We start from the raw sequence: 13,307 nt of genomic DNA, 5'->3' as shown, positions 1-13,307 counted from the left end.
CTCCGATCAGGGGTGCCAGTTCACCGGCCACACCTGGCAAAGCTTCCTGCGCGAGCACAACCTGCTGTGCAGCATGAGCCGGCGCGGCAACTGCCACGACAACGCAGTGGCGGAGAGCTTCTTCCAGTTGCTCAAACGCGAGCGGGTGCGCCGGCAGATCTATGCCACCCGGCAGGAGGCCAAGTCCGATGTCTTCAACTACATCGAGATGTTTTACAACCCAACACGGCGCCATTCGAGCGCCAACGGTCTATCACCGGTAGAGTTCGAACAACGCCATTCCCAACGGCTCGCGGGTGTCTAGGAAAGTCGGGGCGATTCACCGACATCCAACGCCGAGGGTTTGACCCTCAAGCACCACGCCCGCACGCCCGCTCACGGCCCTTTGCTTTGCATCCGCGCAGCCCCCAACCCCGCCTTTATGCAAAAAACGATGAACATTCCCTGAAACCATTCGTTCCCCGTACAAGACCCGCTCGGTAGTCTTGCTCCTATTCCAAATCCATCAAGATCAGAACGGAGCGGGCAAGATGATTCGCAAGTTTGTCTTTAACACCATCGCGGCTGCCATCGTGGCGGGGGGAACCGTGGGCGCGCATGCGGCAACGACACTGCTGAACGTGTCGTACGACCCGACGCGCGAGCTGTACAAGGAAATCAACACTGAATTTGCCAAGAAGTGGAAGGCCGAAACGGGTGAGGACATCACCCTGCGCGCTTCGCATGGCGGTTCGGGCAAGCAGGCGCGCTCCGTGATCGACGGGCTGGATGCCGATGTGGTGACGCTGGCGCTGGGCTACGACATCGACGCAATCGCCGAGAAAGGTCTGACCGGCAAAGACTGGCAGAAGCGCCTGCCGCACAACGCCTCGCCGTACACGTCGACCATCGTCTTCCTGGTGCGCAAGGGCAACCCGAAGGGCATCAAGGACTGGAACGACCTGGTCAAGCCGGGCATCGCCGTCATCACGCCCAACCCGAAGACCTCCGGCGGTGCACGCTGGAATTACCTGGCCGCCTGGGCCTATGCGCTGAAGCAGCCGGGCGGTTCGGACGCCACCGCCAAGGATTTCGTGCAGAAGCTCTACAAGAACGTGCCGGTGCTCGATTCGGGCGCGCGCGGTGCGACCACCACCTTTACCGAGCGCGGTATCGGCGACGTGCTGATCGCGTGGGAAGACGAGGCGCTGCTGGCGGCGCGCGTGGAAGGCAAGGACAAGTTTGACGTGGTGGTGCCGTCGATTTCCATCCTGGCCGAGCCGCCGGTGGCGGTGGTGGACAAGGTGGCCGACAAGAAAGGCACGCGCAAGGCCGCGGAGGCGTATCTCAAGTTCCTGTACACGACGCAAGGGCAGGAGATCGGTGCGAAGAACTTCTATCGCCCGACGGACCCGGCCGTGGCCAAGAAGCACGAGAGCGAATTCCCGAAGGTGAAGCTCGTGACCATCGACGACACGTTCGGCGGCTGGCAGAAGGCGCAAAAGACGCACTTTGCCGACGGCGGGCAGTTCGATCAGCTCTATCAACCGGGCAAGTAAGGCCCACACGACGTAACGACATCGGGTGATCCGCATCATGCAAATCCTGACGATTTCCGGCAGCCCTTCGGCGCAATCGCGATCTGCACGCCTGCTGGGCCACGTGCGTGCGCAGCTCGAACGCGCCGGCGAGCAGGCGGACCACCTGGACCTGCGCAGCCTTCCAGCCGACGCGCTGCTCGGCGCGCAGGTATCCGACCCCGCCATCGCCGATGCGGTGGCGCGGGTGGAAGCGGCGGGCGTGGTGATTCTTGCCACGCCGGTCTACAAGGCGGCCTATAGCGGGCTGCTCAAGACGTTTCTCGATCTGCTGCCGCAGAGCGGGCTGCGCGACAAAGTCGTGCTGCCGATTGCCACCGGCGGCAGCCTCGCCCACACGCTGGCGATCGACTACGCGCTGCGTCCCGTGCTGACGGCGCTGGCGGCGCGCTCGATCCTGCCGGGCATCTTTGCAGTCGACTCGCAGATCGTTGTGGCAGACGACGGCGTGACCGTTGACCCGTCGCTGCAGCAGCGCCTGGATGACGGCGTGGAGCGCGTGCATCAGGCGCTGGCGCTGGCACGGCATCCGGCCGTGGCGCAGGTGATCGTTTCGAGCCGCAGCGCGGTGCGCGCCACGTTCCAGGCCGCCGACGAAGAACGAATGCGATGTCTGGCGTGATGCGCTGAACGCGCCGCCGTTACACACGCCGCTCACTGCTTTCCCGTTGTTGTCACGCCGCGCAGCCGCTGCGCGCGGATCGTGCCGTCCATACACCCCGCATCGACCGAACTTGCCATGAAAACCCACTCGCCCCTGCGCAGGACTTTGACCATTGCCGCCACGCTGCTTGCCACGCTTGGTGCGCCCGCCGCATTTGCCAACAGCGATGCGCCGCCCCCGACCGCCGCCAAGCAACTGCGCATCGGCTATCAGAAATACGGCACGCTGACGGTGCTCAAGGCACGCGGCACGTTGGAAAAGCGCCTTGCCGCCCAGGGCATCGAAGTGAAGTGGACCGAGTTTCCGGCGGGCCCGCAGTTGCTGGAAGGCCTGAATGTGGGTGCCATCGATTTCGGCACCACGGGTGAAGCACCGACGATCTTCGCGCTGGCTGCGGGGGCGCACCTCGTCTATGTCGGCAACCAGCCGCCGGCGCCAGCCGGCGAGGCGATCATCGTGCCGAAGACGTCGCCGCTCAAGAGCGTGGCCGATCTCAAGGGCAAGCGCGTTGCCTTCAACAAGGGTTCGAACGTGCATTACCTGCTGGTGAAGCTGCTGGAAAAGGCCAACGTGCCTTACAGCGATATCCAGCCTGTGTACCTCACGCCCGCCGACGCGCGTGCCGCCTTCGAACGCGGTGCCGTCGACGCCTGGGTGATCTGGGATCCGTTCTTTGCCGCGGCTGAACAGCAGCTGGGCGCGCGCGTGCTGGCCGACGGCACGGGCGTGGTCAACAATTCGCAGTACTTCCTGGCGTCGAAGGGCTATGCGGGTGCTCGGCCCGATGTGCTGAACATCGTGCTGGATGAACTGAAGAAGACCGACAGCTGGGCCGCGGCCAACCCGAAGGATGTGACGACCATTCTGGGCCCGCAGCTCGGCCTGGAGCCGGCCGTGGTGGCGCGTTCGGTGTCGCGCATTGCCTACGGCATCCAGCCGGTCGGGGCCGAAGCGCTGGCCGACCAGCAGCGGATTGCCGATACGTTCCACGCACTCAAGCTGATCCCGCGTCCCGTCAAAGTGGCCGATGCTGCGTGGCAGCCGACCACCCAACAGGCCGCGCGCTGATTGCCATGACGATCGACCTCCAACGCCGTCGCCTGCTGAACGCCACCGTGGCAGGCGCATCGCTTGCCACGCTGGGGCCCATCGCGCACGCAGCCAATGCCGCAACTGCCGCTCCGGCGGCTGGAGCTTTGCCGAAGGTGACGCCGCCCGCCCAACTGCGCATCGGTTTCCAGAAGAGCGCGGTCAATCTCGTCATCGTGAAAGAAAACCGGGCGCTGGAGCAGCGCTTTCCGGGCACCAAGATCAGTTGGCTGGAGTTTCCGGCCGGGCCGCAGCAGCTCGAAGCCCTGTCTGCGGGCAGTCTCGACCTCGCCATCACCGGAGATACGCCGCCGGTGTTCGCGCAGGCAGCGGGCAAGGACTTGCGCTACGTGGGCGTGGAGCCGCCCAAGCCGGACAGCTCCGCCATCCTTGTGCAGCAGGATTCGACGCTCAAGACGCTGGCCGACCTGAAGGGCAAGCGCGTGGCGCTGCAGAAGGGGTCGAGCGCGCATTTCCTGATCGTGCGGGGCTTGCAGAAGGGCGGGCTGAGCTTTGCCGACATCCAGCCCGTGTACCTGACGCCGGCCGACGCGCGCGCCGCTTTCGAGCGCGGCAGCGTCGACGCCTGGGGCATCTGGGATCCGTATTACGCCGCCACCGAACTGGCGATCAAACCGCGCGTGCTGGCCACCGGGCGCACGTTGTCGTCCAACAACTCGTTCTACTTCGCGCCGACGGCCTTTACGGAAAATCACGGCGACACCATCGCCGCCATCTTTGCAGAGCTGTCGCGCGCCGATCGCCTCGTGCAGGAGAACCGCAAGGAAGCGGCGCAGCGCATTGCAGATTTCTCCGGGCTGTCGCTGGCGACGGTGCATCTGTTCCTGTCGCGCCGGCCGCCTTCGCCCGTGCGGCCGGTCACGCCCGAAGCGGTGGCCGAGCAGCAGCGCGTGGCCGATGCCTTCCACGGGCTGGGGCTGATTCCGCGCCCGGTCAAGCCGATCGAACTGGTCTGGCACCCGACCCCGGCGCAACTGGCGATTGCCCAACGCTGAATACGATTCGAGGAGTTGTCATGCAAGTTTTCTGGTTCATCCCGACGCACGGCGACAGCCGCTATCTCGGCACCGCCGAGGGCGCCCGCCAGGTCGATCACACCTATCTGCAGCAGGTGGCCGTAGCCGCCGATACGCTCGGCTACGAGGGCGTGCTGATTCCCACCGGCCGCTCGTGCGAAGACCCATGGATCGTGGCCGCGAGCCTGATTCCCGTCACCAAGCGCCTGCGTTTCCTGGTGGCGGTGCGCCCCGGGCTGATGGCGCCCACGCTGGCTGCCCGCATGGCCGCCACGTACGACCGTTTGTCGAACGGCCGCTTGCTGGTGAACCTCGTCACCGGTGGTGACCCGTCGGAGCTGGCAGGCGATGGCCTGTTCCTGGACCACGCGCAACGCTACGAAGCCTCGGAAGAATTCATCCGCATCTGGCGCGAAACGCTGGCGGCAAGCCACGAAGGCGCCGCGCTGGATTACACCGGTAAGCACCTCAGCGTGAAAGGCGCAAAGGTGCTGTATCCGCCCGTGCAGCGGCCGCATCCGCCCGTGTATTTCGGTGGGTCGTCGGAAGCGGCGCACGAACTGGCAGCCGAGCAGGTCGACACGTATCTCACCTGGGGCGAACCGCCTGCCGCCGTGGCCGAGAAGCTGGCCGACGTGCGCGCGCGCGCTGCCAAGCATGGCCGCACCGTGCGCTTCGGTATCCGCCTGCACGTGATCGTGCGCGAGACGGACGAAGAAGCCTGGGCTGCTGCAGACAAACTCATCAGCAAACTTGACGACGACACCGTGGCACGCGCGCAAGAGGCTTTCCGCAAGATGGATTCGGCCGGCCAGCAACGCATGGCCGCGCTGCATGCCAACGGCGTCAAGCGCACGCGTGCCGATCTGGAGATCAGCCCGAACCTATGGGCGGGTGTGGGGCTGGTGCGCGGTGGTGCCGGCACGGCGCTGGTGGGCGATCCGAAAACCGTGGCAGCACGCATGCTGGAATACGCCGATCTGGGCATCGATACGTTTGTGCTCTCTGGTTATCCGCATCTGGAAGAGGCGTATCGCTTTGCTGAACTGGTGTTCCCGCTGCTGCCGCGCTCGGTGCGCGACAAGCTGCCCGGCAACGTGCTCAACGGCCCGTTTGGCGAAGTGATTGCCACCGGCATCGTGCCGCGCGTGGCGGCAAGCTGAGCCGGGAGGAGCAGGGCAATGGCATCCGAGTCGAAATCCAAATCAACATCGAAACCGAACGCGAAGGCGAACACGAACACCTTCCTGCGGTCCGCCCGGCAACGCCTGGCGCCGTGGATCGTGCCGCTGGTGCTGCTGGTGCTGTGGCAGGCGTCGGCCCAATGGGGCTGGTTGTCGAACCGCATCCTGCCGGCGCCGCTGGACGTGGCGAAATCCGCTGTTGCGTTGGCGCGTTCAGGCGAGCTGTGGACGCACGTGGCGGTCAGCACATGGCGCGCGCTGTTGGGTTTTGCCATCGGCGGTTCGTTGGGGCTGGCGCTGGGGCTGCTGACCGGCACCTTCCGCACGGCTGAGACGCTGCTCGACACCACGCTGCAGATGGTCCGCAACATCCCGGTGCTGGCGCTGATTCCGCTCGTGATCCTGTGGTTCGGCATCGATGAATCGGCCAAGCTGTTCCTGGTATCGCTGGGCGTGTTCTTCCCGATCTACCTGAACACGTATCACGGCATCCGCTCGGTGGATCCTGCCCTCGTTGAGATGGCCCGCAGCTACGGGCTCTCGCGTGCGCAGCTGTATCGCGAGGTGATCCTGCCCGGTGCGCTGCCGCAGATCCTGGTGGGTGTGCGTTTCTCGCTCGGCCTGATGTGGGTGACGCTGATCGTTGCGGAGACGGTGTCTGCGCAGGCCGGCATCGGCTACATGACGATGAATGCGCGCGAGTTCCTGCAGACCGACGTCGTGCTGCTGGGCATCCTGCTGTACGCGCTGCTGGGCAAGCTGGCGGATCTGCTCTCGCGTGCGCTGGAGCGCTTCTGGCTGCGCTGGCACCCTGGTTATCAAGCAGCGGCCTGAGGCTGAATTGGAGAGACGCATGCAAAGCAACGCCACTGAACACGCCGCGCTGGCCGGCACCGCCTTGCACATCGAGCACGTCGTCAAACGCTATGGCGATCGTGAAGTGCTGCACGGCATCGATCTGGACATTACGCCTGGCGAGTTTGTCGTTATCGTCGGGCGCAGCGGCTGCGGCAAGAGCACGCTGCTGCGGCTGATTGCCGGGCTGGAAGGCATTGACGATGGACACCTGCGTCGAGACGGTGACGCCGAAGACGGCCTGCACGACGATGCCCGCGTGATGTTCCAGGACGCCCGTCTGCTGCCGTGGAAGAAAGTGCTCGACAACGTCGCGCTCGGCTTGCCGAAAACACAGCGCGCGCAGGCCGCCGAAGTGCTCGCGCAAGTCGGTCTGGCCGAGCGGGCAGGGGAATGGCCGGCGCGCCTGTCGGGCGGGCAACGCCAGCGCGTGGCGTTGGCGCGTGCGCTCGTGCATCGACCGCGCCTGCTGCTGCTGGACGAACCGCTGGGCGCGTTGGACGCGCTCACCCGCATCGACATGCAGAACCTGATCGAAGGCCTGTGGCAACGCCTTGGCTTTACCGCCGTGCTCGTCACGCACGATGTGGCCGAAGCGGTGGCGCTGGCCGACCGCGTGGTGCTGATCGAAGACGGCCGCATCGCGCTGGACGAACGCATCGACCTGCCGCGTCCGCGCCACCGTGGTTCGCCCGCGTTTGCCCGGCTGGAAGAAGCGATCCTCAACCGCGTGATGCAGCGCAAGATCGATCCGAATGAAGTGACCGATGTGCGCCCGCACACGGCGTGGGCATCACCCTTTGACGTGTCTGCCACCGCCGTGCGCTGGGCCGTGTAAGGCGCTGCAAACCTTTCTCCTGAAAACATTCATTGGCACGTAGTGCCGTTGTCATCTAAGAAGGAACATCATGAGCATCCAAGCGATTAATGTACGCAACCAGTTTCGCGGGCAGATCAAGGAGATCATCCGGGGCGACGTGCTCTCGGAGATCGACGTGGAGACCCCGGCCGGCATTGTTACCTCGGTCATCACCACGCGCTCGGTCGACAGCCTTGGCCTGAAGATCGGCAGCGAAGTCGTTGCGCTGGTGAAGGCGACTGAAGTGTCGATCGCCAAGTTGTGACGGGGGAGGAGGAGGCGACTTTTTTCAGGAGCCCATCCCGATGAGTCTTATGCACACCACCGCAGTCGCACAATTTCTCGGCACGCTGCCGAGCGCCCCGACGCCGGACCGCCAGTTGTGGCGCGACGCCGCCGGTCGGGTGCAGGGCCAGTTCTTCCATTGCGCGCTGACCAGCCTGTTTGAACCGGTCTGGCAGCTTGCCGCCGATGGCGCGCTCGCACCCGCCGGCCACGAAGCGCTGATGCGCACCTGGACGCGCGACGGCGAGCTGGGCCTGAACCCGTGGAAGGTGTTTTCGCTGGCCTCGGATGACGGCACGCTGGTCGAACTCGACCGCCTGTGCCGGCTCGTGCATACGCTCAACTACTTCTCCCGCACCGACGCGCGGCAGCTTGTTGTGAACGTGCATGGCCGGTTGCTGGCGGCAGTGGCGGCCGACCATGGCAAGGCATTCCATCGCGCGGTGACGGCGCTGGGGCTGCATCCGGAGCAATTCGTCATTCAGGTGCCGTCCACGGCCAATGACGATCTGGGGCTGCTGCTGTTCGTGGTGGACAACTACCGGCGCAACGGTTTTGCCGTGGCGGTGCAGGCTTCGGACCCGGCGGAGGCGGGCGCGCTGCTCGTGCATGCCAAGCCGGCGTACCTGAAGTTGGATGCCCGGCGCGATTGGCATACGCGGCACGTGGTGTCGCTGGCCGATTCCGCACGTGAACTGGGCGTGACACTGGCATTGCGGCGTTGCGAACGCCCGAGCGATCTGGAGCTGGCGCGGGCGGCCGGTATCGCCTATGTGCAGGGCAGCATCCTGCCCGCAGCCGAGCCCGAACCGGACGCCGTACCCACGCCACTGGTGATACCGATGGCGCAGGCGCCGCTGGTGCAGCAGCAGTGCGCCGCCGGCATTTCTCTCACGCAATGAGCACCTCCATGGCACGCAGCGCACTCGCAACCGCATCGGACGCACCCGCCTGGCAGTGGCCGGCAGACGCCGTCATCCTGACCGTTCCCGGTTTGCATGGCAGCGGCCCCGGCCACTGGCAGACGCGCTGGGAGCAGCGCTTCCCGGCGTGGCGCCGCGTGGAGCAGACGGACTGGTCGACGCCTGACCTGCCGCGCTGGTCGGCCCGTGTGGGGGAAGCGGTGCATGCGGCGCTTGCCGAGCGTCCGCCCACGCGCAGCAGGCGCCCGGTCATCCTGGTGGCGCATAGCTTCGGCTGCCTGGCGTCATTGCATTGGGCGGTGCAGACCAAGGAGACGGTGGCGGCGGTGTTGCTCGTCGCGCCGGCCGATCCGGACAAGTTCGGCGTGCGGGATCTGCTCCCGGGCCGCACGCTGCCGTTCCCGGCCACGCTTGTCGCCAGCCGCAATGACCCGTGGATGCCGCAAGGCAGTGCCATCGACTGGGCCGCGCGTTGGGGCACCGAATTCGTGGATGCCGGCGAGGCCGGCCATATCAACGCCGATTCCAACCTCGGTGAATGGGACGCCGGCCTGGCCTTGCTCGATCGCCTGATCGGCCGCGCAAGTGCACAAGACACCACCCGCGACGGTGCCGACTGGCAAGCGCAGTGGGATGTCTTACCGAGCACCCCTTATATCTAAAACGATGATGCACATGCGCAAATATTCGTTTTCGTCATAAGAACAGTCCGCCACAATCGGTTCATCTGCATATCGGCCGCAGTGTTTTGCTCTGCGGCCATTTTTATCGGTGCGCTGATGAGCCTGCCTTCCGCGTTTTTTTCCTCCAAGCGGCGTAAGCCCGCGAATGTGCTGCCCGGCTTCGGGCTGGCGCTGGGGTTTTCGCTGCTGTACCTGGCGCTGATCGTCCTGATCCCGCTGTCGGCAACGGTCCTCAAGACGTTCACCATGACGTGGGATGCGTTCTGGACGACCGTCACCGCGCCGCGCGTGGTGGCGTCGTACAAGCTGACGTTCGGGGCTTCGCTGATCGCCGCGGTGATCAACCTCGTGTTCGGGCTCATCGTGGCGTGGGTGCTGGTGCGCTATCGCTTTCCGGGCAAGCGGTTGATCGATGCGCTGGTCGACCTGCCGTTTGCGCTGCCGACTGCGGTGGCCGGCATTGCGCTCACCGCGTTGTACGCGCCGAATGGCTGGATCGGCTCGCGGCTGGAACCGCTGGGGCTGAAGGTCGCGTTCACGCCGCTGGGCATCGTGGTGGCGCTGACGTTCATCGGCCTGCCGTTTGTCGTGCGCACGGTGCAGCCGGTGCTGGAAGATCTGGAGGCCGAACTGGAAGAGGCGGCAGCCAGCCTGGGCGCCACGCGCTGGCAGACCTTCACTCGCGTGATTCTGCCGACCTTGCTGCCCGCATTGCTGACCGGTTTCGCGTTGGCCTTTGCGCGTGCCACCGGCGAGTACGGCTCGGTCATCTTCATCGCCGGCAACATGCCGATGGTTTCCGAGATCACGCCGCTGATGATCTATTCCAAGCTGGAGCAATTCGATTACGCGGGCGCCACGGCCATTGCCGTCGTCATGCTCGGTATCTCGTTCACGCTGCTGCTGGTCATCAATCTGCTGCAAGCGTGGACGCGCCGCCGCGGCAATCGCAATGACGCCATCGAGCGTGCCCCCGAACCCCCGACCGCCAACGCGGCAGCTGGAGCCTGATATGGCCGGTACTGTTTCCCGTCAACTTGGTCAGGCGCCCGCTGGTGGCCGCCGAGGCGCCACCGCAGAATCCGCCTGGGTGCGTGCAACGCTGATCCTCGTTTCGTTCGTGTTCCTGGCGTTGTTCCTGTTCGTGCCGCTGGCGAGCGTGTTTGTCGAGGCGTTCAAGAAGGGCGTCGACGTGTATCTCGAGGCGCTGATCGAGCCCGATGCGCTTTCGGCGATCTATCTGACGCTGACCACCGCAGCGATTGCCGTGCCGCTGAACGTGGTGTTTGGCGTGGCGGCGGCATGGGCGATTGCCAAGTTCGAGTTTCGCGGCAAGAACCTGCTGCTGACGTTGATCGACTTGCCGTTTTCGGTGTCGCCCGTCATTGCCGGCCTGATCTACGTGTTGCTCTTCGGCGCGCAGGGCTGGTTCGGGCCGTATCTCTCCGATCACGATTTCAAGATCATTTTTGCGGTGCCGGGCATTGTGCTGGCGACGGTGTTCGTCACGTTTCCGTTCGTGGCGCGCGAGCTGATTCCGCTCATGCAGGCGCAAGGCAGCGAAGAGGAAGAGGCCGCCATCGTGCTCGGCGCCTCGGGCTGGCAGACGTTCTTTCGCGTAACGCTGCCGAACATCAAGTGGGGCCTGTTGTATGGCGTGATCCTGTGCAACGCGCGGGCGATGGGCGAGTTTGGCGCGGTGTCGGTGGTGTCGGGCCACATTCGCGGGCTGACGAACACGATGCCGCTGCACGTGGAAATTCTCTACAACGAATACAACTTTGCGGCCGCGTTTGCCGTGGCGTCGCTGCTGACATTGCTGGCGCTTGTCACGCTGGCGCTGAAGACGCTGGTCGAATGGCGCAGCCGTCGCGAGCTGGCTGATGCAGATGCCGGCGTGGGTGAAGGCCCAGGGCAGCGCGTGGCACAACAGACATCCCATTCGAACTCGCACGTCTCCGTGCAATCTCCGCTGGAGGGAAGCGCAGCATGAGCATCCAGGTTCAACACATCACCAAGCGCTTTGGCAACTTCGTTGCCCTCAACGATGTTTCGCTCGACTTCAAGCAGGGCGAACTGACTGCGCTGCTGGGTCCGTCGGGCTGCGGCAAGACCACGCTGCTGCGCATCATCGCCGGGTTGGAGCATGCCGATTCGGGCACGATTCACCTCAACGGCGAAGACGCATCGGACCAGCATGTGCGCGAGCGCCAGGTCGGCTTCGTGTTCCAGCATTACGCGCTGTTCAAGCACATGACGGTGTTCGAGAATGTGGCCTTTGGCCTGCGTGTGAAACCGCGTACGCAGCGACCGAGTGAAGCGCAGATCCGCGCGAAGGTGAAGGAGCTGCTGGAACTCGTGCAGCTCGATTGGCTGGCCGATCGTTACCCGCCGCAACTGTCGGGCGGGCAGCGCCAGCGGATTGCCCTGGCGCGTGCGCTTGCGGTGGAGCCGCGCGTGCTGCTGCTCGACGAGCCCTTCGGCGCGCTCGATGCCAAGGTGCGCAAGGAATTGCGACGCTGGCTGCGCCGTCTGCACGACGATCTGCATGTCACCAGCCTGTTCGTCACGCACGACCAGGAAGAGGCGCTGGAAGTGGCCGACAACGTGGTGCTGATGAACCGCGGCCAGGTGGAGCAGGTCGGCAGCCCCGATGCGGTCTACAACACGCCAGCCACGCCGTTTGTCTATGGCTTTCTGGGCAACGTGAACCTGTTCCACGGCCGCCTGGAAGAAGGCGAGGGCGGCAGCGTGCTGCACGTGGGCGATTCCGCCATTGCTGTGCCGTCGGGTGGCGTGGATTCGTCTCGTGCCGATCAGGCGGTAGCCTTCGTACGCCCCCACGAAATCGATCTGGAGCGCTATGCGCCAGGAGCCGAGGGCATTCCCGTCATGCTGCGCCGCGCGCTCACGCTTGGCGCCATTGCCCAGCTTGAGCTGGAACGCGAAGACACCGACGACATCATCGAAGTCTCCCTGCCCATCGAGCGCTTCCGCGCCGAGGGCTTCCGCGAAGGCGAAACGCTGGTGGTGCGCCCGCGCGCCATTCGCGTGTTTGCCCAAGGTGCACGGCCGGCCGCCGCGCAGCCGACCGCATAACGCGCCGCTCCGACGACAACCAATACGAGAGGACACGAGCCATGAACTTCCAGCAACTGCGTTCCATCCGCGAGGCGGTGCGCCGCCAGTTCAACCTGACCGAAGTCGCCAACGCGCTGTACACGTCGCAGCCCGGTGTGTCGCGGCAGATCCGCGAGCTGGAGGATGAATTGGGCGTGGAGATTTTCGAGCGCTACGGCAAGCGGCTCACGGGCCTGACCGAACCGGGTCGCGAGATCGTCCGCATTGTCGAGCGCCTGCTGCTCGAAGCCGAAAACCTGCGCCAGGCCGGCGAGGAATTTTCCGGCCGCCAGTCGGGCCGCCTGACCGTGGCGACCACGCACACACAGGCCCGGTATGCGCTGCCGAAGGTGGTGCAGTCGTTCCGCAAGGAATATCCGCACGTCACGCTGGCGCTGCAGGAGGCGTCGCCCTCGCACATCGTCGAGCTGCTGCTGACGGGGCAGGCCGATATCGGTATCGCCACCGAAGCCGTGGCCAACGAGCCGGGGCTGACGTCGTTCGAGGCGTACCGCTGGCGCCACGTGCTGGTGGTCAGCCCGGATCATCCGCTGACCAAGAATCCGCTCCCGACGTTGGAAGATGTGGCCCAGTATCCGCTCATCACGTACGACGCAGGCTTCACGGGCCGACGCAACATCGACGCGGCATTTGCCAGTGCTGGCCTGCACCCCGAGATCGTGCTGACCGCCATGGATGCAGACGTGATCAAGACCTACGTGGCGCTGGACGTGGGCGTGGGCATCATCGCGTCGATGGCGTATGACGGGCGCAAGGACGACAACCTCGTCTGCATCGGCGCGGACCACCTGTTCGAACCGAATACCACGCGCGTGGCGGTGCGCCGCGGGGCGTATCTGCGTGCCTATGCGCACGACTTTATCGGGATGTTTGCACCGCACCTTTCCCGCGAGACGGTGGCGGAAGCGGTGGCTTCCACGGTGGTGAGCCAGTCCGCGCGGGAGGCGTTGGCGGCATAGCCACGGCTGCTGTGTGTCGGCGGAGCCGGCTGCGCGCCGTTCATCCGCCCG

The 13,307-nt window shown here is 65.2% G+C and carries 15 protein-coding genes; all 15 read left to right on the top strand.

All coding sequences use genetic code 11. The features are described from left to right. The coding region (locus BM136_RS04665) for an IS3 family transposase (RefSeq protein WP_139219343.1) at nt 1–304 on the top strand (304 nt) is incomplete at its 5' end. 226 nt (nt 305–530) lie between these two features. Continuing rightward, nucleotides 531–1,538 carry a sulfate ABC transporter substrate-binding protein gene (locus tag BM136_RS04660; RefSeq protein WP_027677530.1) on the top strand — a complete coding sequence of 336 codons (1,008 nt, stop codon included), beginning with the start codon at nt 531–533 and terminating at the stop codon, nt 1,536–1,538. Nucleotides 1,539–1,575: 37 nt separating this feature from the next. Next, nucleotides 1,576–2,199: an NADPH-dependent FMN reductase gene (gene ssuE / locus BM136_RS04655; RefSeq protein ID WP_004626546.1), complete on the top strand. Its 624-nt coding sequence runs from the start codon at nt 1,576–1,578 to the stop codon at nt 2,197–2,199. Nucleotides 2,200–2,316: 117 nt separating this feature from the next. Next, nucleotides 2,317–3,309: a sulfonate ABC transporter substrate-binding protein gene (locus BM136_RS04650; RefSeq protein ID WP_092970650.1), complete on the top strand. Its 993-nt coding sequence runs from the start codon at nt 2,317–2,319 to the stop codon at nt 3,307–3,309. 5 nt (nt 3,310–3,314) lie between these two features. After that, on the top strand, nt 3,315–4,346 hold the full coding sequence (locus BM136_RS04645) for a sulfonate ABC transporter substrate-binding protein (RefSeq protein ID WP_092970757.1): 1,032 nt from the start codon (nt 3,315–3,317) through the stop codon (nt 4,344–4,346). Between the two features lie 20 nt (nt 4,347–4,366). Beyond that, on the top strand, nt 4,367–5,530 hold the full coding sequence (gene ssuD / locus BM136_RS04640; protein ID WP_092970648.1) for an FMNH2-dependent alkanesulfonate monooxygenase: 1,164 nt from the start codon (nt 4,367–4,369) through the stop codon (nt 5,528–5,530). 18 nt (nt 5,531–5,548) lie between these two features. Further along, entirely contained in the window at nt 5,549–6,385 is an 837-nt protein-coding gene (ssuC, locus tag BM136_RS04635; protein WP_092970646.1) for an aliphatic sulfonate ABC transporter permease SsuC, read from the top strand. Between the two features lie 19 nt (nt 6,386–6,404). Next, nucleotides 6,405–7,244, top strand: a complete 840-nt coding sequence (locus tag BM136_RS04630; RefSeq protein ID WP_092970644.1) for an ATP-binding cassette domain-containing protein — start codon at nt 6,405–6,407, stop codon at nt 7,242–7,244. 70 nt (nt 7,245–7,314) lie between these two features. Continuing rightward, complete coding sequence (locus tag BM136_RS04625) at nt 7,315–7,530, top strand: TOBE domain-containing protein (protein ID WP_004626558.1); 216 nt, start codon at nt 7,315–7,317, stop codon at nt 7,528–7,530. Nucleotides 7,531–7,570: 40 nt separating this feature from the next. Next, on the top strand, nt 7,571–8,452 hold the full coding sequence (locus BM136_RS04620; RefSeq protein WP_092970642.1) for an EAL domain-containing protein: 882 nt from the start codon (nt 7,571–7,573) through the stop codon (nt 8,450–8,452). Nucleotides 8,453–8,460: 8 nt separating this feature from the next. Beyond that, nucleotides 8,461–9,135 carry an RBBP9/YdeN family alpha/beta hydrolase gene (locus BM136_RS04615; RefSeq protein WP_092970640.1) on the top strand — a complete coding sequence of 225 codons (675 nt, stop codon included), beginning with the start codon at nt 8,461–8,463 and terminating at the stop codon, nt 9,133–9,135. Nucleotides 9,136–9,252: 117 nt separating this feature from the next. Continuing rightward, complete coding sequence (gene cysT / locus BM136_RS04610) at nt 9,253–10,167, top strand: sulfate ABC transporter permease subunit CysT (RefSeq protein WP_027677522.1); 915 nt, start codon at nt 9,253–9,255, stop codon at nt 10,165–10,167. A 1-nt stretch (nt 10,168) separates the two neighbouring features. Further along, nucleotides 10,169–11,149, top strand: a complete 981-nt coding sequence (gene cysW, locus BM136_RS04605; RefSeq protein ID WP_092970638.1) for a sulfate ABC transporter permease subunit CysW — start codon at nt 10,169–10,171, stop codon at nt 11,147–11,149. Beyond that, entirely contained in the window at nt 11,146–12,255 is a 1,110-nt protein-coding gene (locus BM136_RS04600) for a sulfate/molybdate ABC transporter ATP-binding protein (protein ID WP_092970636.1), read from the top strand. The genes cysW and BM136_RS04600 overlap by 4 nt, the downstream gene beginning before the upstream one ends. Before the next feature lie 41 nt (nt 12,256–12,296). Further along, complete coding sequence (locus tag BM136_RS04595; protein WP_092970634.1) at nt 12,297–13,256, top strand: CysB family HTH-type transcriptional regulator; 960 nt, start codon at nt 12,297–12,299, stop codon at nt 13,254–13,256. The last annotated feature ends 51 nt before the right edge of the window (nt 13,257–13,307 follow it).

The organism is Ralstonia sp. NFACC01 (genome assembly GCF_900115545.1).
Lineage (GTDB): Bacteria > Pseudomonadota > Gammaproteobacteria > Burkholderiales > Burkholderiaceae > Ralstonia > Ralstonia mojiangensis.
This window is presented reverse-complemented; position numbering and strand designations above follow the sequence as displayed.

What these genes read in the sequence shown, in the direction of transcription:
- BM136_RS04660 (WP_027677530.1), top strand. Translation starts at nt 531, where the DNA reads ATGATTCGCAAGTTTGTCTTTAACACCATCGCGGCTGCCATCGTGGCG.
- ssuE (WP_004626546.1), top strand. Translation starts at nt 1,576, where the DNA reads ATGCAAATCCTGACGATTTCCGGCAGCCCTTCGGCGCAATCGCGATCT.
- BM136_RS04650 (WP_092970650.1), top strand. Translation starts at nt 2,317, where the DNA reads ATGAAAACCCACTCGCCCCTGCGCAGGACTTTGACCATTGCCGCCACG.
- BM136_RS04645 (WP_092970757.1), top strand. Translation starts at nt 3,315, where the DNA reads ATGACGATCGACCTCCAACGCCGTCGCCTGCTGAACGCCACCGTGGCA.
- ssuD (WP_092970648.1), top strand. Translation starts at nt 4,367, where the DNA reads ATGCAAGTTTTCTGGTTCATCCCGACGCACGGCGACAGCCGCTATCTC.
- ssuC (WP_092970646.1), top strand. Translation starts at nt 5,549, where the DNA reads ATGGCATCCGAGTCGAAATCCAAATCAACATCGAAACCGAACGCGAAG.
- BM136_RS04630 (WP_092970644.1), top strand. Translation starts at nt 6,405, where the DNA reads ATGCAAAGCAACGCCACTGAACACGCCGCGCTGGCCGGCACCGCCTTG.
- BM136_RS04625 (WP_004626558.1), top strand. Translation starts at nt 7,315, where the DNA reads ATGAGCATCCAAGCGATTAATGTACGCAACCAGTTTCGCGGGCAGATC.
- BM136_RS04620 (WP_092970642.1), top strand. Translation starts at nt 7,571, where the DNA reads ATGAGTCTTATGCACACCACCGCAGTCGCACAATTTCTCGGCACGCTG.
- BM136_RS04615 (WP_092970640.1), top strand. Translation starts at nt 8,461, where the DNA reads ATGGCACGCAGCGCACTCGCAACCGCATCGGACGCACCCGCCTGGCAG.
- cysT (WP_027677522.1), top strand. Translation starts at nt 9,253, where the DNA reads ATGAGCCTGCCTTCCGCGTTTTTTTCCTCCAAGCGGCGTAAGCCCGCG.
- cysW (WP_092970638.1), top strand. Translation starts at nt 10,169, where the DNA reads ATGGCCGGTACTGTTTCCCGTCAACTTGGTCAGGCGCCCGCTGGTGGC.
- BM136_RS04600 (WP_092970636.1), top strand. Translation starts at nt 11,146, where the DNA reads ATGAGCATCCAGGTTCAACACATCACCAAGCGCTTTGGCAACTTCGTT.
- BM136_RS04595 (WP_092970634.1), top strand. Translation starts at nt 12,297, where the DNA reads ATGAACTTCCAGCAACTGCGTTCCATCCGCGAGGCGGTGCGCCGCCAG.